The organism is Shewanella fodinae (assembly GCF_014651955.1).
Classification (GTDB): domain Bacteria; phylum Pseudomonadota; class Gammaproteobacteria; order Enterobacterales; family Shewanellaceae; genus Shewanella; species Shewanella fodinae.
Map to the genome: position 1 here is coordinate 196169 of NZ_BMXW01000004.1, position 20947 is coordinate 217115.

Below are 20947 nucleotides of genomic sequence, written 5' to 3' on the forward strand. Positions count from 1 at the left end.
ACGTTAATGACAAAAGGAGACAGCATATGCTGATCCGAGCCGCTACCGCACATGATGCTGAATTTCTGTGGGAATTGCGTCATCAAGCGATTGTCACCGGTTGTCGGGGCCATTATTCACCGGCCGTGTTATCACGCTGGACGGAAGACCCAATGCCGGTTGGTTTTGAAGATCTGGTGTCCGCCGGTTTTTATGTGCTGGAACTGCAACATGAGATCTTGGCATGTGGCCAATTGGATCAACCCAACTGCAAACTTGAGGCCTTATTTGTCCAGCCCAAGGTTATGGGCAAAGGGTATGGGCGCTTGATGCTGCAATATTTGGAACGGCAGGCGAAGGCTTGTAATATCCACCACTTGTCGCTGGAATCCTCGCTGAATGCGGCGCCTTTTTACCAGCATTGTGGTTGGCAGTCGCTCGGCCATAGTCGCTATCACTCGCCTAAAGGGATGGCTTTGGACTGCATATTGATGGAGAAAAACTTGTAGTGGTGGTTGTCATAGCAACGGCCAACGATGGAGAACCCGATACTCTACCCCTGATGTGCTGCTGAGCGAGTGATAAAGATTTAAGGTCGTCGGTGCTAATTGCAGCGCTGTAGGCGGCAGAGATGAGGGCTGATGCTTGGCTTTTCTCAACAAAGTGATATGTGGCCGGTAACTGTACTCTTTGGGGGCCAAACCGAGTTGTTCAGATAAATTGGCCGCCGCATTTGCCAGCGTTAGCAGCGGTTCATCTGCCTCACCTGTCAGACATAAAATCTGAGGTTTAGGCCACAGCACTATTTGGTCCAGCGTGACTGTAAAGCGCCGTAGCGGTAATTGTGGCACCTGCTGCAATAACTGCGGCTTGGTTGCCGCGGGTGTCTGACCAAGAAATACCAGTGTCATATGCAGATTTTTGGCTGCCACCATCCGTGCGCCAGGACAGGCCGCAACACAGCGTTGCTGCAGCGCATTGACCTCTTGTTGTTGTGTTTCAAGCGCAAATCCGAGAAATAACCGCTGGGTATTTTCCTCCAAGATGGCTCCTTAGTGTGCTTTGGATAAGGCTCATCATAACCTCCAGTTCGCAGGTTATGGGCTGCGGTTAGCCAGTCGCGCTGAAAATCGGTACACTGTCGCCAGTTTTTTGTAGTTAGACAGGTCAATTTGAACGCGTTACCCATCACCCAGTTGCTGCCGGAGTTGCGGCAGGCACTAACAACCGCTAATCAGTTGATTCTACAAGCACCGACCGGTGCTGGTAAGTCTACGGCATTGCCGTTGGCACTGCTCGACTGGCCGGAAATTAACGGTCGCATATTGATGCTGGAACCGCGTCGCGTCGCTGCCCGCAGTATTGCCGCCTATCTGGCACGTTGTCGGCAGCAACCTCTAGGGCAGACAATAGGCTATCGGGTTCGCGGTGAAACACAAGTGAGCCGCAATACTAGGTTGGAAATCATCACCGAAGGTATTTTGACGCGGATGATCCAGAAAGATCCCACGCTTGACGGTGTGGCAATGGTGATTTTTGATGAGATCCATGAACGCCATCTCACCACCGATTTGGGGCTGGCTTTGGCGCTTGAAGTGCAAACATCCGTCAGAGATGATCTTAAAATCTTGGCGATGTCGGCCACCCTGCAGGGGCTGCCGCTGGTGCAACTGATGCCGGATGCCATCACATTAAGCAGCGAAGGTCGCAGTTTCCCGGTCAGCGTTGCTTATCGCGCAGTGCCTGCTAACGTGCAAGCGCGCAGTGCGCTACCTGCTTGGCTTAGCCATATGGGCAAATCTATTGTCGCTATGTTCGCTGGCTCCGATGATCTCCCTGAATTGACGACTATGCAGCGCCAGGGCGCTATGTTGGCTTTTCTGCCGGGACGGGCGGAAATTATCAAATTGCAGGAGTATCTCACAGGCCGGTTACCCGATGATGTGCAGATTTACCTTATGTATGGCGATTTACCCGCTGAATTGCAGGATGCGGCAATCGCGCTCCCCATAACAGGAAAGCGCAAGCTGGTACTGTCTACTAATGTTGCCGAATCCAGTCTCACCATTGAAGGTATTACTATGGTGGTAGATTGCGGTTATCGGCGCCAGGCAAGTTTTAATCCACGCACTGGGGTGACTCGATTGGGGTTGAAGCGGATCAGTCAGGCGTCAGCGCAGCAGCGTGCGGGGCGCGCCGGACGTTTAGCTGCAGGTTTTTGTCTGCGATTGTGGTCGCAGGAAGAACAAGGCCGCTTAGCCGCTGCTGATGAACCGGAAATTCAGTGTGGTGAGTTGTTGCCCGCCGTATTGGAAGCCGCAAACTGGGGTGTGAAATCATTATCCCAGCTGCCGTTATTGACCCCAGCAAACGCTGCGAACGAGGCTGTCGCTTGGGAACTGTTGCAGACATTGGAATTGGTGGATAGGCAGCACAAATTGACCGCACATGGCCGTGCGGCCTATCAGTTCGGCGCCGCTTCACCACGGCTAGCACATATGTTGGTCAAAGCACAGACGCGGGTCGCTGAGAGTAGTGACAAGCAGTTATTAGGGCTGGCCTGTTTACTAGCGGCGTTGCTAGAAGCCCGCAGCCGAGGTGCCGGATGTGATGTGCTGGATAAACTGCCACAGTTATTGCGCGGGCCTGAAGCTAAACAGGCAAAATTATGGTTACGCCGATGCCAGTTACCCGAAGAGCCTGCGCGTTATCTGCATGCCGCCAATAATCAGGACGTGGCATGGTTGCTGGCGCTGGCATTTCCAGACCGGATAGCTAGAGCCCGAGGTGCTGCAGGTTTTGTGCTAGCAAATGGCACCGGCGTGGTTTTGGAGCACGACGATGCTCTGGCTAGTGCCGAGTGGCTGGTCATCGCCGATTTTCAAGAGCAGGAAGGCCGCAGCAGTGGTCGAGCCTACCTAGCGGCAATGCTACCTGCTGGGCTGCTGGATAATGAACTGGCATTTCTCACTGAGTGGCGTGAAGACGCTGCTTGGGATGACAATAAAGGGCGTTTTTTGGCAGAGCGACAACTTTGCTTAGGTAAATTGGTGCTGAAACGTGAGCAGTTGCCCCAACCCGACAATGCACTTAAACGCAAAGCGCTGCTGACACTGATAAGGCAACGAGGTCTTGGCCTGTTGAACATGGACGATAGTGTTAGACAGTTACAGTTCAGGTTACGACTCGCACAATCTGTAGATCCCATACAGTTTCCAGATGTCAGTGACGCTGCGCTGCTAGCATCATTGGAGCAGTGGCTAGCGCCTTATCTGGATGATGTATCGCAACTCAAGCAATTGGCAACCTTGGACATTTACTCACTGCTACTCAACCGTTTGCCTTGGCAGGCTCGGCAACAACTGGATGAATGGTTACCAACACATTGGCCTATGGTCACCGGCACTCGGGCACCCATTCGTTATGATGAGAATGGTCGCGCGTTATTAAGTGTGCGACTACAAGAGGCGTTGGGCATGTCAGACAGTCCGCGGTTGCTGCAAGGTAAACTGGTGATCACCATGGAACTGTTGTCGCCGGCGCACAGACCTTTGGCATTGACGGCGGATCTTGGCAGTTTCTGGCAAGGGCCGTACACCGACGTTAAAAAAGAGATGCGTGGTCGTTATCCCAAACATCTGTGGCCGGATGATCCAGCCAATACCCTGCCAACGAAATACACCAAGAAGAAAACTGAGGCAAAGCTGTCCTGACGTGGAATTATCATGGTAACTGCGAAGAATAACCGGAAAAATAGCGCTAAAAGTAGTAAAACCACCTCGAAATCAACGGGTGGTTTATGGCGTCAGTTGTGGTCCTTTGGCTGGAAATTGACGCTGGTTATCGTGGCGGTGTTGGCGATCTACTGTATTTATTTAGATCAGATCATCGCTCGTAAATTTGAAGGTCAAAAGTGGTATCTGCCAGCACAGATCTTCAGCCGTTCGATGCCTCTTTATCCCAGCGCCCCGGTGAGTCACTCGCAGTTTATTGATGAACTCAAGCTGCTGGGGTATCGCAAAGTGGCTAACCCTCGCCAAATTGGCGAGTTTTCTGCGTCATCTACCCGGGTAGAGCTGTGGCGCAGACCTTTTTTACATCCAGAAGGTCCGCAGCCTGCACAACAGGTGATGGTGAGTTTTGACAGCAATGGCGTGGCTTCGGTTGAGCGTTTAAGCGATCACCGGCAACTGGCCGTGTTTCATCTGGAACCTGTGTTACTGGATCGCATTGTTACCGGCGATGGAGAAGATCGATTGTTTGTGCCAACCGCGGAGATCCCTAAATCTGTGGTCGATGGTCTACTGCTCACGGAAGATCGCAGCTTTTATGAACATTACGGGATTAATCCGCTAGCGATTGTGCGGGCAGCCATGGTCAATCTCAGTGCTGGGCGCACAGTACAGGGCGGCTCCACCCTGACCCAACAGTTAGCCAAGAATTTCTTTCTTACCAGTGAGCGTTCTCTCATCCGTAAGATCCGCGAAGCGCTGATGGCAATCATTATTGATGCGCGCTACAGCAAAGAGGAGATCCTCGAAGCGTATCTTAACGAAGTGTATATGGGGCAGGATCATAACCGGGCGATCCACGGTATGGGGCTAGCCTCACAGTTTTATTTTGGTCGCCCCATTGGCGAACTGACGTTGGCGCAGCAGGCACTGCTGGTGGCGGAGATCAAAGGCCCATCCTATTACAATCCTTGGCGTTATCCGCAGCGGGCGCAGGAACGACGTGATCTGGTTCTGCGGCTGATGATGGAAGGTAACAAAATCAGCGTTGAACAGTATAAAGTAGCAGCAGCCTCCCCGTTGGGATTACGTAATGCTGCCCGCCCTGTACACCAGAAATTGCCAGCGTTTTTCGCACGGGTGAAGCAGGAACTGCGCGACCGTTACGGTGATGCTCTGCTCAAGCAATCCGGTATTAAGGTGTATACCACCCTGGATCCGTTGGCGCAGGAGGCGGCAGAGAAAGCCGTCAGCGCTACTATTTCTGCCCTGGACAGTAAAAATAGCGGATTGCAGGCTGGCATGGTGGTCACTGAACGTTATACCTATGGCATTGCGGCGATGGTTGGTGATCGTAATCCAGGATATGACGGTTACGATCGTGCTGAAGAGATCCGTCGGCCTATCGGTTCGCTGGTGAAACCCTTTGTCTATGCTACTGCCTTAGCACAGGGTAACAACTACAATCTGTTGACGCCCTTGAAAGATCAACCGATTACCCTTAAAAACGAACAGGGGCAGACTTGGTCACCAAAAAATGATGATCGGCAGTTTAGTGGTCAGGTTTCCTTGCTGGCGGCACTGACAAACTCCATGAATGTGCCTACGGTGAATCTGGGGATGGCCGTTGGCCTAGAGGCCGTCGCGACGACCTTGCAGCAAGCCGGTTGGAATGAGCCTGTTGCTGCCTATCCGTCAATGTTATTGGGGGCTGTCAACGGTTCACCGCTGATGGTGGCGCAGGTATACCAGACGCTGGCAAACAACGGCCGTTATCGGCAATTGTATGCAGTAACGGCTGTGCTGGATAAAGACAATCAGCCACTGCCTGTCAGCCATTTGCCACAAACGGAAGCCATCGATCCTGCCGTAAATTATCTGGTGCAGTATGCGTTGACTCAGGTGGTGCAAACCGGTACTGCTGCCAGGCTCGGGGCCGCGTTCCCCGGTGTTAAGCTGGCAGGTAAAACCGGTACCAGTAACGATCAACGCGACTCCTGGTTTGCTGGATTTGATGAACGTAATGTGGCCGCAATCTGGGTTGGCAGGGACGATAACGGTAAAACCGGTTTGTATGGTAGCAGTGGCGCTATGGCAATTTACCGTAGCTTCCTGAATAGTCGTGCCCCGCTGTCATTGCGTTTACCACCGGTGAATGGTGTGGTTCAGGGCTATTTTGATCGTGATACCGGGGTGGCAAAACAACCCGATTGCAGTGATGTCGTGGCGGCACCGGCCTTGGCAGACAGTTATCATCCTGCGGCTAATTGTGGCGAGTCGCGACCTTGGTGGCAGCGGATGTTTGGTGGGTAACCAAACATCGACGTCTGAATGTAGAAAAGGGCCATTGGCGGCCCTTTTCTTTATGTCTGTCTTACAGAAATCACGCAATGCGACGACGTGTCAGTGCTGCCAAGCCGCACAGGGCAATAAATAACCAGCCGATGCTGCCGCCTGATTTTTTCGCATCCTTTTCGGTCGCCAGATAGTTAATAATATCTACTAGGTCTTTGACACTATGCATTTCTGAAAGATTAATCATGTACTTATCATTAACGATAAAGGTCGGTACGCTGTCGATACGGAAATCATTTTGTTGTTTGCGCCATAGCTTGATGGTGTCGTTGACGGCACTGCTGTCTGCAACTTCATCATACTTCGCTGCAGCAACGCCTGCTTTGGCAAAAATGGCTTTAATGTCGTCTCGGCTGTTGATGGTCGACTGATGCTGGTGACCTGCCTGGCTATGATCTGCATCGCCTTGAATTGCCGCGAACATCTCATGAGCCAGCTGTTTTTCTAGCCCGAGTTGCTCCATGACCGCGAGAGACTTCATGACTTCGGTTCCCAAGTCACTGTTCATAAAGTCCACGTGTTTGCTTTCAAACGCCACTCCTGGTTTCAGGTTGGCTTTGATGAAAGGCAAATACTTTTGTGACATCTGGTAACAGTGTGGGCAATAGAACGAGAAAAATTCGCTTACGTTGGGAGTCGCACTGCCTTTATCGGCAATCTGGGTATAGTGTTTACCTTCAATAAAATCCGCTGCCTGAGCGGAGAGAGATGCAACGGAAATGACCACTGCGACCAGAATGGGCTTGAGCAAAATAGACTCCTTATTCGCTGTTGAATATCGTCAGAACTGCAGGTGCCGAGCTTAGGTTGGCACGCTTAATTATCACTTAATTTACTGATGCAGCGTGTAAACTGACCGCTAAGATGTGAGATAACTCATGCTAAACTGCCACGTAACACCTGCCATGCTTCACATACTTCACGAAACCTTGCCGCATCACCATTGGGCCGATCTGGATGCCAGCGCAACGCCAGTTTTCGCCATTGGCGGCGGATGTCGCGCTCACTAGCATCGCCTTCCAGCTCCATGACCTGTAACGCTTCCAGATAAGCGAGCCGTTCCGGTACCGCACCAATATACTGCTGATACGAGTGCCAGAATGACGCTAGCATCTCTTTGACGACATTGGCACACGTGTCGTAATTGCGCCAGTCCAGATAATAATCCCGCAATGCCTGATCCTGGCGTTGCAACATGCGTGGGTTGGCGGGGGCGATTCGGTACAGTTTAATATCCATCGATTGCACTTGCAGCCATTGCTGCGGCAACAGCATTTCCTGCAATTCATAGAGCGCATTCATCAATAGAAAGTTACGTTTAAACAGGTCTTTTTCGGGATTGTCATCAAGTTGGCTCATTAGCCCTCGCTGCTGCAATTCGGCAGCAAGGTGATGCACTTTCCAGCTGTGTACCGAGGCTTTTAACAGCGTCATTAGCGGCCATATTAACGGATTGTCCTCATGATGGCGGCAGATATCCGAAGCCTCATTGGCAGAGTGGGGGATAGCGGTTCTGGCAAGCAGCATAGCGTCATTCTTCCTGAACTGGCGATAAAACCTACTATGCCACAGCTCGCTAGCGGAGCAAGTTAAAAGTGCCCAGAAATAGCAGGGAACAGCCGTATGCTGTTCCCTTAACTTACTTAAATTTCGTTGATGATCTCATGCTGTGGTAAGCGAGACTTAGGCAGCTTGGCATTAAAATCCGTGGCATCACTGTAACCGAGTGCCACAATAACACTGGCGTTAAGTCCTTGCTCACGCAGTCCCAGTACTGCATTGAGGGTTGTCGCGTCAAATCCTTCTATCGGTGTAGCGCCAATCTCTAAGACACTAGCACCCAGCAGCAACGTCCCCAGTGCCAGATAGGTCTGTTTTTCCATCCAGTGTTGTAGATCTTTCAGCTCATAACGATGCATATTGACGAAAAATTTGCGGCCATTTTGCAGTGCTTGTTTGGCGGCTTCATCAGAAATTCTGCCATCTTGTTGTTCCTGGTCAGCCAGATGCTCCAAGTATTCATCGGTGATGTAATTACGGGTACACAACACTACTACATGGGAGGCGTTTAGGATTTTCGGGGTGTTAAACGCATAGTTGACAGTGGATTCGGCAACTTTGGCTTTACCTTCAGCAGTCGCCGCAATAACAAAATGCCAAGGCTGGGAGTTGACCGATGATGGTGCAAACTGCAACAGGGTTTTTAGCTGATCAATCTTTTCCTGGGGGATCTTTTGGTTAGGATCCAGCGCCTTGCTGGTATAGCGGCGCTTAACAATTGTTGTTAAATCAGTCATTTTCTATTCCTGTATGACACTAAACAGCGATCATGCATTCTACGATGTCGCCACTGTTTTACAATGCTTAAAGTGAACAGCAGGTGAGGCTTAAGCGGATGGTTGGTTTTTTTACAGATACTTTTGCTGCATTTCACAAAAGCAGCTGCATAAAACAAGGCAGCAGCAGCTAAATTGGTATAAAATGCGCGCCCAAACCGTAGACCGTCTTTTCAATACACCTCGGGTGACAGATAACTGTTGTTTCGCACAGTTGGGGCGGCTGGGAATTGGCATGTTACATGATGGGGTCGTTGCAATGATCGAAAAACGCTATATCACCGCTCAGGAATTACTGGAAGATTCATTCCGCCTAGCCGCTCAGGTTTATAACAGTGGCTTTCGCCCACAGTTTATTGTGGGGATCTGGCGCGGTGGTGCTCCAATCGGTATTGCTGTACAGGAATATTTTGATTTCAAAAAAGTCGAAACTGACCATATCGCCGTGCGCACCTCGTCTTATTATGGCATTGGCAACGATAAACAGAGTAAAGAGATCAAGGTACACGGCCTTCACTATATTGTTGAAAATGCTGGGGCTGATGACAGGTTGTTGATCGTTGACGACGTGTTTGATTCAGGTCGTAGCGTGTTTGCGTTGAAAGAAAAGCTGTCACAAATGATGCGGTTAAACTTGCCGCGGGATATTCGTATTGCGTGCCCGTATTACAAGCCCAAAAATACTATGGTGCCGATGAAACCAGATTACTATATCCATTCTTCCGATGAATGGTTGGTGTTTCCGCATGAAGTTTCTGGTCTGACGCCGGAAGAACTCAGTGAAGGTAAAAGCGATCTGCACAATATTCGAGATCTGTTTGTCTAAGTTTGTCGGTCACAAAAAGGGCACTGACGAGTGCCCTTTTTGTGGGGGATTACAGATCGCGGAATTTCTGCCGCAGTGCTTCATCCCTCTCCACCACTATGGCTTCCAGCGTGACCACGCGCTGTTTCAGATCCGCCACTTCCTGCTGTAACGCTTCGAGTTGACGTGAGTCCTGTTGTTGTCGTCCGTTATAATCCTTAACCAGGCTGACAATGAAGTAGCCAACAACAATGATGGCAATCAGGGAAATTAAGCTCATTGTGGCCTCCTTTAGCCCAAAGAACATGGCCGTCCTAGGTGGATACGGCCATCGCTTAGTTAGCGGGTGATTTTCTCAGAAACTACCACGCAACGTTGTTCCTCTTGTAGCAGTTCTTTCAGTGTTCGCATCGTGATGACTGACAGTGTTGGATTGTCTTTCACCGCCTGCTGCAACCGGTTGACGGAACTGTGGTTACACTCGGTTGGGATCAGGGTCGGGGCGTAGCTACGCATAAATACCGGGCCTTTACTCTGATCCATCTGTGCTAGGGTATCGAGCCTTTCTTCCGCAGTCGCGGAGTTCAATAATTGCTGTTCTGCCGGATATAGGTTAGCCATGGCAATACGCAATTTCGGAAAGGCTTCTCCACTCTGATGCTGGATGCGACCAAGCCATTCACGCTTGATTTCGGCTTCGGGACGGATAACGGTCGCGGCAATCGCTGCCTTGATGCCAGTATCGCTGTTATCTTTGGCAGCTTCCTGTTTTAGTAATGCTTTACTGCCTGGATAATCATAACGATTTAACTGTCGCACAATATGCCAACGAGTGTCTTGATCCAAAATGATGCCATCCAGTTTAGCTTTGCCATCCAGCAGCTCATTGAGGTGTGCCAAAGACTCAGCGTCACTGGCAAAGTCAATGTAGGCATCAAACCAGCGGCGTTGCAGATCGCTATTACCAGCGGTTTCCATTGTCAGTCGCAGACTCATCTGTGCCAGCGCGCGAGCCACCTGATCACGATAATCGGCATGTAGTGGTGCCATCTGTGCCAACCAGTGTTGACTGGTATGCAACGTCCGTAGAATTTGCCCGATTAGCGTATAGTCATGTTCTTTCGGCAGGTTGACAAACACGGTGTCGAGATAGTGATTCAATGGCAGATTGCCAGCCATGACGCTATCCCACAGACTTTGCCATAACATAGAACGCAACAATGGATCGGTTACGCTAGCCAACTGGTTACGAGCGGTTGCAAATGATCTATCGTCCAGTTTTACTTTGACAAATCCCCAATCGTCGTAGTTGGGATATACCAGATCTGGGCATTGTTCACCTATCAGTGCAGGCACTTGGGTGCTGGCACCTTGGTAGGTTACGGCGACAGTCTTAGTCAGTGCTAACTGTTGGCGGTGTTTGCGTAATAGCGCGATCTGTACTTTCTGCTCGCGTAAGACGGGTTGTCCAGTAACGGCTGCTGTCTGGATAAGTGTAAAGCTGCTGATGGCACCATTACTGCACTGGAAATTGGCTTCCAAAGTATTGACGCCAGCGGTATACAGCCAGTCCTGAGTCCATTGGCTTAAATCGCGGTTAGCTGCCTTGGCTAAGCTGCCGATGAAATCAATTAATGTGGCATTTTGCCAAGCATAGGTATGCAGATATTCACTAACACCTTTGCGGAATACCTCTTCGCCTAACAGATGGCGCAGTTGTTTTAGGACGGATGCCCCCTTGGAATAGGTGATGGCATCGATGTTATCAAATGCGTTGCCTGTGGTTGGAACCGGCACTTCAATCGGGTGCGTTGTAACGCGACTGTCCTTGTCATAGGCGCCTTGTTTACCTCCGGCGTAAAAGCTGCGCCACGCATAGTCAAATTCGGTGGCGTTAGCGGTGGCTAGCGTTCCCATAAAAGACGCGAAACTTTCGTTCAGCCATAAGCCGTTCCACCACTTCATGGTCACCAGATCACCAAACCACTGGTGTGCCATTTCATGCAGGATCACTCCAGCTAACATCTGTTGCTGATCCTTGGTCATTTTGGCTTTATAAAGGAAACGGCCCTCGGCAAAGGTAATGGCTCCGGCGTTTTCCATGGCACCATACAGGAAGTCAGGTACTAGCACCTGATCGTACTTTTTGAAGGGGTATTTTACGCCAAAATAGTTTTCAAAAAATTTAAGTCCCGCAGCGGTATAGCGGAACCAATCCTGTGGGTAAACCTGCGATGCCACTGATTGGCGGGCAAACAAGCGCATGGGGTAAGGACCGCTCTTGTCGTCCTGCCACATATGGTACGGACCTGCATGCAGTGAGAAGTTATAGGGACTTAGCTTAGGGCTGACTGGAAAATGCCAGACCCGGAAGTCACCGTCATTGACGATGTTGTCTTCTCTGGTGGCGCTGATCACCTGCCAGTCTGCGGGGGCACGAACAGTAAGCTTGTAGGTGGCTTTGATATCCGGTTGGTCAAATACCGCAAACATCTGTTGGGCGGCAGCTGGCTCAAAATGGGAGTACAGATAAACTTTGCCATCAACGGGATCAACAAAGCGATGCAGTCCTTCACCATTGGTGGAATGTTTGCGGGTGAAGCTGACTTTGACTAGGTTATCACCGTTGAGCAGTAGTTTGGGATTTAGGCTTAGATACAGGCCATTGTAATTCGGATATAGCACATGACCGTTGATCTCTAGCCGTTGGATATTGGCTTTATTCAGATCCAGTGTCAGCGGGCTGCTGTTATCACTTAACGTGAAACGAATCGTGGTCTGGTTGGCAAAGCTATCACTCCCATCAAGTTTAAAATCTAGATCGTAACTGACATTGCTCACTCTGGCGGAGCGCGCCATCGCCTGTGCCTGTGTCAGATAGGGAGAGTCATCCCGCGAGGTAATTTGGGTATTGTTGGAGCTGCAGGCACTGAGGGCGGCGGTGGCCAGCACTATGATGCCAAACTGCTTGATCCGCATAAGCGACTTCACTGTTGATTCCTTGCTGTTTTGTTGTGATTGTGTTGAAGGTGGCCATTTGGCTCTGGGTTATAAGTTACGTCAAACGCCGTTAAATACCAAAACAGAAATGTTACAAAAAAGCCGCCAGTTTGGCGGCTCCTGTGTCAGTTTTAGGTTACATCCCGAGGAACGATTTGCTGCGGGTTTTGCGGATCTCTTTCTCGTCTGACCATTCGATCAGTCCGGTTTCCAGATCCATCAGGCGCATGGTCATCTTGTAGTAGACATCTTTGGTACTGCCATCCTGTTTCACGATGCTGGACAAGTTGCCGTATAGCATATATTGCGCACCGATCTGGCGACCAAACTTGATAGCAGTTGAAGGGTCAACCATTCCCGCATTGTTCTGGTAATCCAGCTGTTTACGGACTGAATCAACCTTGGTCATATCGATGAAGCGGAACTTACCGGAACGCAACAATTTGTTGCTGATAGAATCAGTGACAGATTCAGTATCGATATGCTCTGAGGTTTTATTTTTGATGGAGTCAACGAAGATAATCGGTCGGCTGTTAGCTGTCAGCGCCACCACCGACGGGAAGGTCATCATGCTATCGACCATCTTGTCAGTAATCGCTTGCAGATCGGTAGAGCCGAAATTCTCATTGACGGTTTCCACTTCGGTGGCATCGCCATATTCCACCTTGGATTGGCAGGCGGTGAGCCCAATGGCCATTGCCATCAGCATAAGCAGCTTAAAGTGTTTCATAGTCCGTTCCATTTCCATGTTGTCAAATCAATCTAGTATAAAACCGCGTTACATTGCCAGTATCTATTACCCAAACCAACGTAGTTTTACCACGCTGAACCTGAATCTCTGTAGTACCATGCAGCAGATTTATCTGATAATTGCCTGCGTTTAAATAACTGTGGGCAATCTGCGCCTCAGCTGGCAGGGTTAACCAACTACGACGATCTGCTTGTTCAGTTACCACATTAAAAATCTGCATCAACACACTACCAACTGTCTGGCCGTCGCGGCCTTCTGCCTGACGTGCCATCTCAGATTTGGCGTACACTCGTGCCACTTGTCGCGCCAGTATCCAGGGTAGTTGTTCTTTCAATGCGGTAATGGCTAACGCGCCAATATTGACTACAGGTGCGGTTACTAAGGGGGTGCCTAGCCCGTTAATCGTATCGCCACCGGGCGTTAGGTAATTTTCTCGATAGGTCGGCAGGGCAATGGTTTGCCAGTTACCATTGATGGTAAACGGCACGCCAAAACTGTCTTTGTAAGGTACAAATCCCTGCTCAACAATAAACACCACTTTCCCTTGGTTGGCACCCGGCTGTGGTGCATCCCCCCACCGCTGGCGGAAGTCATCATATTGTGGCATCTGTAATGCCTTCGCGAGTCTGACCAAGTCCTGTTGTATATAGGAGTTGTCAGGCGCCAACTGCGCCGCTTTACGATAGTCGATAAAGGCATCGTTGGCTTCACCCAGCAGTTCGTGTAATAGGCCGGTCATATAGTAGCTGTAAGCGCTTAGAAATGAGCTGGTCAGATTACCTGAGGCCTGACTGAGACGATCCATTTCGGCGCTGACGGTGCCGTTTTCCATCTGTTGCACCGTTTTACTTGATGATTCATAACGTTGCTGTTCGATTTGTTGCAGTTCATTACTGCGGCGCACTTCTACCAAGGCACCCGTCATGTCACCGCTGAACAGGTAATTGAGCGCCTGATACTGATGTAGCAAGATACGTTCATAGCCAGGGCCGCGATAAGGAATAACATTATCGTTTACTAGCAGACTGCTGCCTTTGGCTCCAACGTCAGACAGACTAATCACTGCCTTATCGTCAAATTTTTCATAATCTTGCACTGCACTCTGGTAAAAATCCTTGCTGGCTGCAAAATCCCCAGCTATTTGAGCCACACGGCCAGCCTCTTCGGCATAAAGCAGGCCGTCACGGCTGTTGATGCCGTCCGCCAGCTTATCGATAGTCGCTTTAGGTTCCGCAGAGTTCAACGCCTTTTTGGTGTCGGCGAGTTGGGTTGGATAGGCAATCAGTACGCTGTTATAGGCACAACCCTGCAACAATACCAGCAACAACACCAACGGCCCGCAGCGAAAACGGCGTAATTTCACTGTTGAGTCTCCTGTTGCAACGCCAGTCTTTCCCTGAGCGTGATGCCGTTGAGATGATCATATTCATGCTGAAAGATGCGTGCGATAAATCCCGTTAGTTGTTCCTGACACCACTCTCCAGTCAAATCCTGATAGCGCACTTCCAGTGACTGGTGACGTCGAATACTGCAACGCTCTCCCGGCAATGATAGGCAGCCTTCATCGCCGTCCACCATTTTCGCCGAACAGTGCAGCACTTGCGGGTTAATCACCACTTGAGGCGGCATTACTGGCGCATCCGGGTAGCGGGGATTGGGATGTGAGGCCATGATAAATAACCGCAGACTACGATTAACCTGCGGTGCTGCAATACCAACACCATTAGCCGCCTTCATGACTTGCAGCATCTCCTCAGCCAATGCGCGCAACGAGTCATCAAATACTGTCACAGGTGCCGCAGTTTGCAGCAATACGGCTTGTCCGTGGGTTACTATAGTCAGCATCCGTTATCCCTTAGTTTGTGGTGAAAGCCACTGCCGACATCAGTAATGTGGCGGTGGTGTTTCCTCCCCTTGACTGGCGATGTTGCTTGGCTCAATAGCTTTCAGTTTCGAGGTGATCAATTGTAACTGGAATTGCTGTTCAGCCACGACCTTATTCAGGGCAATCACTTCCTGATTCAGTTCTTCCACCGTGATTTCCTGAAACGCCAGTTTGGTTTCTAGCTCTTCAATCCTGTTCACCATTTGTTGCATTTTCTACCTCTGCTCCGGTATTTGCCAGCGCTCCAGCAGACTGGTGCTGCTAAGGCTCTGTACACTATTCCCTTGCCATTGTGACACAGAGTAAACCACTGCGCTCTGTGGCAGTGGTTTGTCTGGCAAAGAAACCTGCCAACTGGCGATTTTTTTGCCGGTTGCAGTTTGCCATAACTGCAGTTCCCGTGCAGGTGTTCCGGTAAGCAAGCGCGTGTTGTTTTGGATAAAGCGGGCGCTCGAAAAGTTCATCTGCCGGGTGGTAATTTTCAATTCGCTGATGATGTTGCCGCTTTGGCTATCGCGGATCCAAGCATTACCTGTACTGTCTGACATGAATAACAAGCGACTATCGGTACTCATGGTCACATTCAGCGCGCGTGATTGTAGTTGCCACTGTTGTTGTATCTGCGCGCTGTCAGTGCGCCATAACAACACCTTGGCTGCATTGTCCGCAGTTAATGCCAAACTGCCGTCGGCGGAGATAGCAACACTATTGACCTTTTCGTTATGGCCTAGAAATTTTATCAATACTTGATGCTGCGGATTGAGTGCCATGACACTGCCATCTGCCAAGCCCACCAGAAACTGACCGTTATTAGCAACAGCAACACATTGCGCGGTTACCGGTAATGACCACCAGCCAAGGGCGGCACCGTCGGTCGTGTGCCACAGTGCTACCGAATCATTGCTCAGCGTTATGGCATATTGATTGTTGGGTGAAATGTCGGTGGCAATCACATCATTGTTGCGACTACCTTGGATCCAGTGATAACGCGCTTGTGGCTGATTAACATCCCAGAAGAAAATACCATCTTTATTGCTGATCAGTGCGTACTGACCATCCTGTGACAAACTGGCGCTATAACTGGGTTCTTTCAGTAGTGCCTTGCTGCTCAGTGGTGAGGGTGAACAGCTCATCAGTATCATCCCTGAAAACAGTACTGAACAAAATTGCAACAAACGGTAAAAATCCATGAACTTGTCCCGCCGTTAATGGTCTGTTTTCCGTAAACTATGCATCGTTGCCACAATCATGCAGCTGCCGTTATGCACGCTTTGTAAGTTATCGGCAACTGGTATAAAGTGAGTCGCTCTAACTATTTTAGGTTAATTGTAACCAACTGAAGATCCTGAGGAAGCTTTTCATGAAACCATTTTACAAAATTTCATTGGTAGCGCTGGCAGTGCTTGGGCTAGCGGCTTGTAACCAGGAACAGAAAACCGCTGCAAGTGATACCAATGTGCAACTGAACACTGACACTCAGAAAGAGGCATACAGTGTTGGGGCTTCCATCGGACGTTACATGGCTGGTCATATCAAGGAACAGGAAGAATTGGGGATCCCGGTTGATCGTGATTTGATTATTGCCGGCTTTAAACAGGGTCTGGATGGCAAAATCCAACTCAAGGATGATGAAATGCAGAAGATCCTTGAAGCGCTGGATAAAAAAGTGAATGACAAACGCCAGACTAAAGCCAAAGAAGTGTCAGAAAAGAATCTGAAAGACGGTCAGAGCTATCTGGAACAGAACAAAAACAAAGCTGGGGTGAAAACCACTGAGTCAGGTTTACAGTATGAAGTGCTGCAAGAAGGCACTGGTGCTAAGCCAAAAGCAGAAGACACTGTAAAAGTGAAATACAAAGGGATGCTGATCGACGGTACTGAATTTGACAGTACAGAAAAGCACGGCGGCGAACCTATCGAGTTTCCGCTCAATCGTGTGATTCCTGGTTGGACTGAAGGGGTGCAGTTGATGTCCGTTGGGGCTAAGTACCGCTTTGTGATCCCCGCAGAACTGGCTTACGGTGACCGCGATATGGGAACTATTCCTGCCAACTCTACTCTGATTTTCGAAGTGGAATTGCTGGGCATCACGCCTGCTGCTGAGGCCGAAAAACCTGCGGCTGATGCGAGCAAATAACTGCGAATGCAAAATCCAATAAAAAAGGGACGCTTGCCGTCCCTTTTCTGTATGACGGTATTAATCGAAACCTTATAACCAACGAAAGCGGTAAAACAACCACAGCTGAAACCCCACCAATAGCAGTAGAAACCCGCAAAAGGCGGCAAATGCCCAATGGCTGTCGGCCCCAGGGATCCCGGCGATATTGACGCCTAATAACCCGGTGAGAAAACCCAATGGCAGGAAAATAGCGCTGATCAACGCCAGAAAATACAAGCGCTGATTTAGTGCCTCGGTCTGCCGATTTTGCAGCTCTTCCTGTGCCACCGTGGCGCGTTCACGGATGGAGTCTAGGTCTTCAATGCCCCGTATGAGCGTGTCACTGATCTCACCAAAGCGCCGTTTTTGACTGTCATCAAACAGACTCGCTGAGTCGTTGAGCAACTTAATATAAGCTTCCCGTTGCGGTGCTAGATAACGGCGTAATACGACGGTTTGGCGCCTGAGTTCCGCCACATCGACTCTTAACTCTCGTCCCTCACCGGATACCAGCAGCTCTTCCATATCGGCCAGTTTGTCTTCCAACTGATCGATGAAATCGATTTTCCTATCCGTGAGTTTGTCACAGAGTGACAGCAAAAAATCACCGCTGCTTTGCGGTCCGCTACCGTCACTGATGGCCTGCTGTAGTTCTTTAACGGCTAATAATTGGCGACTGCAGGTACTGATGATCCGTTGCTGATCGATATACAGCCGAATTGACACCATGTCTTCTGGATCGGCACCGGGGTTGAGGTTAATTCCGCGCAGCGCCAGTAACAGACCGTTGCCTGCACGGACAATGCGAGGTCGGGTATCCTGCACCAGCAGTGCTTCGGTTTCCAGTGGAGGAAGTTTGCAGATGTTTTTCAGCCAGTTGCGGGTTTTTTTGTGTTTGTAGTCAAAATGCAGCCATAACAGGCCATCCTGAGGTTGCCAGTTTCCCGCTTGTTCGTGCGTGAGGTGTTGACCGGCGTTAGTACCGTTAAGCAGTAAACTGCTGATGAGTCCTTCAGGCATGGAAGCTCCTAATCACGTTTGATAGCCAAAAACTAACGCAGTCAGGCCAGAAAAAGAAGTGTTGGTGTAAGGATTGAACAGCATTCCTGCTGTGGCTGAGTTAAAATTAACACTGACGAATTTATTTGCGTGAGAAAATCCATGGACTACGAATTTCGGCGCAATCCTATTACCGGTCTGCCGTTGGCCATTTTCAGTATGGAACATGAAGTTCTTGGGCGCTGGTTTTCAGATGAATTGGCAGAAGATCAAACGCTGTGCGAGCAGTTACATACGGCAATTGTGGCGCTGCAGCAGGGAAAACTTCAGGAATGGCGTTGGGTTGGGCATGATCTGACGCTAGAAATGGACAGCGAACAGGTGCGGGTGTTTGCCAACATATTGAGTGACGAAAACCCCGAAGAAACTGCAGAAGAAGGCCTGTCGCTTTATGATGCGGAATCTGCCGCAGATTGTGGCTTGGAAGATTTTCAGACGGCACTTAACAGTTGGTGTGACTATCTTGCTGGGCACTGACGTGGTCACCTTTAACAAGCCAGCATTTGGCGCTGGCTTGGTTTATTGGGGACTGATTAACGGTTTAGATAACGTACCGCCATTTCTGTGCGGGACTTGGCGTTGGCTTTACGTAGTAGATTTTTGACGTGAACTTTTACCGTGCCTTCGCTGATATGCAGTACTTCAGATAACATGCGGTTGCTCAGCCCTTCGGCCAAATGTTGCAGCAGTTGCAGTTCTCGTGGTGTCAGGGCATCAACCCAATCTTCTTCACCGGTGCCGTTCATCTCCAGTATAAATTCAGCGACTTCACTACTTACCACCCGTTGCCCGGACATGGCTTTTTTCAACTGTTCTAATAACAGGTCTGGCTCAGTATCTTTGAGCAGATAGCCATCGGCACCAGCTTTCAACAATCTCACGACATCCTGTTTGGCATCGGAAACTGTCAAAATCACAATGCGTGAGGTTACGCCTTCTTGTCTGAGTGCGTTGAGAGTATCCAGCCCTGACATGCCTTTCATATTAAGATCGAGCAAGACAATATCAGGTTCATCCTCGGCGGTTGCTGACAGTGCATCAATACCGCTACCGGCTTCGCCAAACAGGGAAAAGTCGCCGTCTGACTCCAGCAGTTGGCAGATGCCTCGACGCAACAACGGGTGATCATCGACCACTAGCACAGAATAGGGTTTAACCATTGTCAGACTCCGTTTGGGGCGGAAATATCAGCGTGACCGAAGTACCACCAGCTTCGTTGCTGGAAAAACTCACTTCCCCCGCAAGGCGGCTGGCACGTTCATGCATAATCCCTATGCCAAAATGCTGATCTCTTTCCTTGAGATGACTGAGACCAATACCATCGTCACAGATGGTAATCTGCACCATATTATCAGCATTTCTTTCGCACGAAACTTTGATTTGATTGGCATTTGCGTGTTTGATGGCGTTTAGCGTGGCTTCTCTCGTCAGTTGCAGAATATGAATATGCTGATGTGCAGCGAGCAAGTGCGAGGGGAGTTTGTAGTCCAAGACAATCTGTGTGGTTGTTTGTGAGCGTAACTGCTCTAACATCGCTTCCAAGGCGTTGCGCAGGTTGGGTTCCTTAACCGTCAGCCGAAAAGTTGATAGCAGTTCGCGCAACTGCACATAGGCGGTGCTGACGCCGTCATTGAGTTCATTCAGCTGTTTATCGACTTTATCGGTGCGGCAACTGGCATCGAGACTTTTGCGCAACAGGCTGATCTGGATCTTCAAAAATGACAACAGTTGTCCGAGTGAGTCATGAAGTTCGCGGGCGATGACTGCACGTTCTTCAAGCAATGCCAATTGCTGCCGCTCTTCACTGGCGTTATGGATAATGATGGAACGTGCCAGCATGATGGCAAAATTCTCAAACAGCGCCGTGTTTAACGCTCTTGGCGATACCACTTCCAGATAACCCAACTGCTTGCCTTCAAACTTCACTTCAAAGCGGGTGGCGGGTTTGTCTTGTGGCCATTCATCATCCGCAGAGATGATGTCCATATCTTCATCATCTTGTTGAATAATCAGGCGTAAATGACAGAGTTGTTCATAGTTTCTCAACTTAATGAGTGATTTTCGCATCAGCTCTATATTGAGCTTACCTGAGTTCAACATAATCAGGTTGTCGTAGAGAAATGTCAGTTCATTGTTGGCTTTGGTCAGTGCCAGCGTTTTTTCCTGCACCTGTGATTCTAATCCTCCGTACAGGGCAGCCAACTCCTTCACGGTATAATGCAGCGCCTCCGATAAGGCACTTAGCTCAATGTATTCAGTCTCCGGCAGCGTGACATTAAAATCTCCTTTGGCAATGGTGTTGGCAGATTCCATCATCTGTCGCAACGGTGTTGCCACTTTACGACGCATAAAACGCACAGTGATAAATGCAATCACCAGCATCAGACCAAGGCCGATAACTTGGCTGATCACCAGCAGGCGCAGTTTGAATGCGGCGTGGTGCTCCATCTCAGAAACCAGCATGTCGATGGTGTCGACAAAATCTTTCACTGACGCGGCATAGTCCCGGGAGTTTTCTTGTTGCACATAAGCTTTCATCACCTGCCACTTACGGATCACCAATTGGTATTGCTGTTTCAACGCCTTGGGAGATGACCAGTCCATGGAACGCTTGAGTGCATCGGAATAAAGCGTTGCTTCAAATTCGCGGATTTTTGCATCAGCCTGCTCACTGCCAGAATTGGCATAGAACAGCAAACGGTAACTTTGCATGCGCAAGGAACCTGAGGCGTTTATAGCTTTAGCATCCCCCAAACTGTAACTCAGATTAATAATGGCAAATGTTGCAAGACCGCTGGACAGCAGAATCAACAGCAACATCAGACCGAAGATGGAGGTGGTAAGGCTACCGCGTTTCATCAGGTTCACTCCAACATCAGCTGATTACG

General features: G+C 49.7%; 20 protein-coding genes. 6 read left to right on the forward strand and 14 right to left on the reverse strand.

What is annotated here, in order from left to right; translation table 11 throughout:
• Nucleotides 1-26: 26 nt before the first annotated feature.
• Complete coding sequence (locus tag IE064_RS05790) at nt 27-488, forward strand: GNAT family N-acetyltransferase (protein ID WP_165900151.1); 462 nt, start codon at nt 27-29, stop codon at nt 486-488.
• Nucleotides 489-497: 9 nt separating this feature from the next.
• Here the strand turns inward: IE064_RS05790 and thpR are convergent, their stop codons facing one another.
• Nucleotides 498-1022 (reverse strand): RNA 2',3'-cyclic phosphodiesterase, encoded by a 525-nt coding sequence (gene thpR, locus IE064_RS05795; RefSeq protein ID WP_189617030.1) that lies wholly within the window; start codon nt 1020-1022, stop codon nt 498-500.
• Between the two features lie 129 nt (nt 1023-1151).
• Here thpR and hrpB point away from each other — a divergent pair, with 129 nt between their 5' ends.
• Nucleotides 1152-3692, forward strand: a complete 2541-nt coding sequence (gene hrpB / locus IE064_RS05800) for an ATP-dependent helicase HrpB (protein ID WP_189617031.1) — start codon at nt 1152-1154, stop codon at nt 3690-3692.
• Between the two features lie 12 nt (nt 3693-3704).
• Entirely contained in the window at nt 3705-6023 is a 2319-nt protein-coding gene (gene mrcB / locus IE064_RS05805) for a penicillin-binding protein 1B (RefSeq protein ID WP_189617032.1), read from the forward strand.
• 70 nt (nt 6024-6093) lie between these two features.
• Here the strand turns inward: mrcB and IE064_RS05810 are convergent, their stop codons facing one another.
• The 3 genes from IE064_RS05810 to nfsB form a co-directional block, all read right to left on the reverse strand.
• Nucleotides 6094-6816 (reverse strand): DsbA family protein, encoded by a 723-nt coding sequence (locus IE064_RS05810; protein ID WP_189617033.1) that lies wholly within the window; start codon nt 6814-6816, stop codon nt 6094-6096.
• A 125-nt stretch (nt 6817-6941) separates the two neighbouring features.
• The gene (locus tag IE064_RS05815; protein WP_189617034.1) at nt 6942-7592 is read right to left on the reverse strand and encodes a DNA-J related domain-containing protein; all 651 of its coding nucleotides are present in this window, start codon (nt 7590-7592) and stop codon (nt 6942-6944) included.
• 116 nt (nt 7593-7708) lie between these two features.
• A complete protein-coding gene (nfsB, locus tag IE064_RS05820; protein ID WP_189617035.1) occupies nt 7709-8362 on the reverse strand; it encodes an oxygen-insensitive NAD(P)H nitroreductase in 654 nt (217 codons plus the stop codon).
• Between the two features lie 298 nt (nt 8363-8660).
• Here nfsB and IE064_RS05825 point away from each other — a divergent pair, with 298 nt between their 5' ends.
• The gene (locus IE064_RS05825) at nt 8661-9227 is read left to right on the forward strand and encodes a phosphoribosyltransferase (RefSeq protein WP_133039802.1); all 567 of its coding nucleotides are present in this window, start codon (nt 8661-8663) and stop codon (nt 9225-9227) included.
• Nucleotides 9228-9276: 49 nt separating this feature from the next.
• Here the strand turns inward: IE064_RS05825 and IE064_RS05830 are convergent, their stop codons facing one another.
• From IE064_RS05830 to IE064_RS05860, 7 genes are all read right to left on the reverse strand, one after another.
• Complete coding sequence (locus IE064_RS05830) at nt 9277-9486, reverse strand: Z-ring associated ZapG family protein (RefSeq protein ID WP_133039801.1); 210 nt, start codon at nt 9484-9486, stop codon at nt 9277-9279.
• A gap of 59 nt (nt 9487-9545) precedes the next feature.
• Nucleotides 9546-12185: an aminopeptidase N gene (pepN, locus tag IE064_RS05835; RefSeq protein WP_189617060.1), complete on the reverse strand. Its 2640-nt coding sequence runs from the start codon at nt 12183-12185 to the stop codon at nt 9546-9548.
• Nucleotides 12186-12342: 157 nt separating this feature from the next.
• On the reverse strand, nt 12343-12936 hold the full coding sequence (gene lpoB / locus IE064_RS05840) for a penicillin-binding protein activator LpoB (RefSeq protein ID WP_133039800.1): 594 nt from the start codon (nt 12934-12936) through the stop codon (nt 12343-12345).
• Between the two features lie 22 nt (nt 12937-12958).
• Nucleotides 12959-14320, reverse strand: coding sequence for a COG3014 family protein (locus tag IE064_RS05845; RefSeq protein WP_189617036.1), 1362 nt, complete (start codon nt 14318-14320; stop codon nt 12959-12961).
• Complete coding sequence (gene def / locus IE064_RS05850) at nt 14317-14802, reverse strand: peptide deformylase (protein ID WP_189617037.1); 486 nt, start codon at nt 14800-14802, stop codon at nt 14317-14319. Before def ends, IE064_RS05845 begins: the two co-directional genes overlap by 4 nt.
• A gap of 39 nt (nt 14803-14841) precedes the next feature.
• Nucleotides 14842-15054: a SlyX family protein gene (locus tag IE064_RS05855; RefSeq protein ID WP_133039797.1), complete on the reverse strand. Its 213-nt coding sequence runs from the start codon at nt 15052-15054 to the stop codon at nt 14842-14844.
• A 3-nt stretch (nt 15055-15057) separates the two neighbouring features.
• A complete protein-coding gene (locus IE064_RS05860; RefSeq protein WP_189617038.1) occupies nt 15058-15975 on the reverse strand; it encodes a WD40 repeat domain-containing protein in 918 nt (305 codons plus the stop codon).
• 227 nt (nt 15976-16202) lie between these two features.
• On the opposite strand from IE064_RS05860, the gene fkpA reads away from it, so the two are divergent.
• On the forward strand, nt 16203-16979 hold the full coding sequence (fkpA, locus tag IE064_RS05865) for an FKBP-type peptidyl-prolyl cis-trans isomerase (protein WP_189617039.1): 777 nt from the start codon (nt 16203-16205) through the stop codon (nt 16977-16979).
• 72 nt (nt 16980-17051) lie between these two features.
• Here fkpA and IE064_RS05870 read toward each other — a convergent pair whose 3' ends face one another.
• Nucleotides 17052-18020, reverse strand: a complete 969-nt coding sequence (locus IE064_RS05870) for a zinc transporter ZntB (protein ID WP_189617040.1) — start codon at nt 18018-18020, stop codon at nt 17052-17054.
• A gap of 141 nt (nt 18021-18161) precedes the next feature.
• Here IE064_RS05870 and IE064_RS05875 point away from each other — a divergent pair, with 141 nt between their 5' ends.
• Nucleotides 18162-18536, forward strand: a complete 375-nt coding sequence (locus IE064_RS05875; protein ID WP_189617041.1) for a YacL family protein — start codon at nt 18162-18164, stop codon at nt 18534-18536.
• Nucleotides 18537-18592: 56 nt separating this feature from the next.
• On the opposite strand, the gene IE064_RS05880 is transcribed toward IE064_RS05875, so the two are convergent.
• Together IE064_RS05880 and narQ are read right to left on the reverse strand one after the other, a co-directional pair.
• Nucleotides 18593-19219, reverse strand: a complete 627-nt coding sequence (locus IE064_RS05880) for a response regulator (protein WP_189617042.1) — start codon at nt 19217-19219, stop codon at nt 18593-18595.
• Complete coding sequence (gene narQ / locus IE064_RS05885) at nt 19212-20918, reverse strand: nitrate/nitrite two-component system sensor histidine kinase NarQ (RefSeq protein WP_189617043.1); 1707 nt, start codon at nt 20916-20918, stop codon at nt 19212-19214. The genes IE064_RS05880 and narQ overlap by 8 nt, the downstream gene beginning before the upstream one ends.
• Nucleotides 20919-20947 lie beyond the last annotated feature (29 nt).

What these genes read in the sequence shown, in the direction of transcription:
- IE064_RS05790 (WP_165900151.1), top strand. Translation starts at nt 27, where the DNA reads ATGCTGATCCGAGCCGCTACCGCACATGATGCTGAATTTCTGTGGGAA.
- mrcB (WP_189617032.1), top strand. Translation starts at nt 3,705, where the DNA reads ATGGTAACTGCGAAGAATAACCGGAAAAATAGCGCTAAAAGTAGTAAA.
- IE064_RS05815 (WP_189617034.1), bottom strand. Translation starts at nt 7,592, where the DNA reads ATGCTGCTTGCCAGAACCGCTATCCCCCACTCTGCCAATGAGGCTTCG.
- nfsB (WP_189617035.1), bottom strand. Translation starts at nt 8,362, where the DNA reads ATGACTGATTTAACAACAATTGTTAAGCGCCGCTATACCAGCAAGGCG.
- IE064_RS05825 (WP_133039802.1), top strand. Translation starts at nt 8,661, where the DNA reads ATGATCGAAAAACGCTATATCACCGCTCAGGAATTACTGGAAGATTCA.
- IE064_RS05830 (WP_133039801.1), bottom strand. Translation starts at nt 9,486, where the DNA reads ATGAGCTTAATTTCCCTGATTGCCATCATTGTTGTTGGCTACTTCATT.
- pepN (WP_189617060.1), bottom strand. Translation starts at nt 12,185, where the DNA reads ATGCGGATCAAGCAGTTTGGCATCATAGTGCTGGCCACCGCCGCCCTC.
- lpoB (WP_133039800.1), bottom strand. Translation starts at nt 12,936, where the DNA reads ATGAAACACTTTAAGCTGCTTATGCTGATGGCAATGGCCATTGGGCTC.
- def (WP_189617037.1), bottom strand. Translation starts at nt 14,802, where the DNA reads ATGCTGACTATAGTAACCCACGGACAAGCCGTATTGCTGCAAACTGCG.
- IE064_RS05855 (WP_133039797.1), bottom strand. Translation starts at nt 15,054, where the DNA reads ATGCAACAAATGGTGAACAGGATTGAAGAGCTAGAAACCAAACTGGCG.
- IE064_RS05860 (WP_189617038.1), bottom strand. Translation starts at nt 15,975, where the DNA reads ATGAGCTGTTCACCCTCACCACTGAGCAGCAAGGCACTACTGAAAGAA.
- fkpA (WP_189617039.1), top strand. Translation starts at nt 16,203, where the DNA reads ATGAAACCATTTTACAAAATTTCATTGGTAGCGCTGGCAGTGCTTGGG.
- IE064_RS05870 (WP_189617040.1), bottom strand. Translation starts at nt 18,020, where the DNA reads ATGCCTGAAGGACTCATCAGCAGTTTACTGCTTAACGGTACTAACGCC.
- IE064_RS05875 (WP_189617041.1), top strand. Translation starts at nt 18,162, where the DNA reads ATGGACTACGAATTTCGGCGCAATCCTATTACCGGTCTGCCGTTGGCC.
- IE064_RS05880 (WP_189617042.1), bottom strand. Translation starts at nt 19,219, where the DNA reads ATGGTTAAACCCTATTCTGTGCTAGTGGTCGATGATCACCCGTTGTTG.
- narQ (WP_189617043.1), bottom strand. Translation starts at nt 20,918, where the DNA reads ATGAAACGCGGTAGCCTTACCACCTCCATCTTCGGTCTGATGTTGCTG.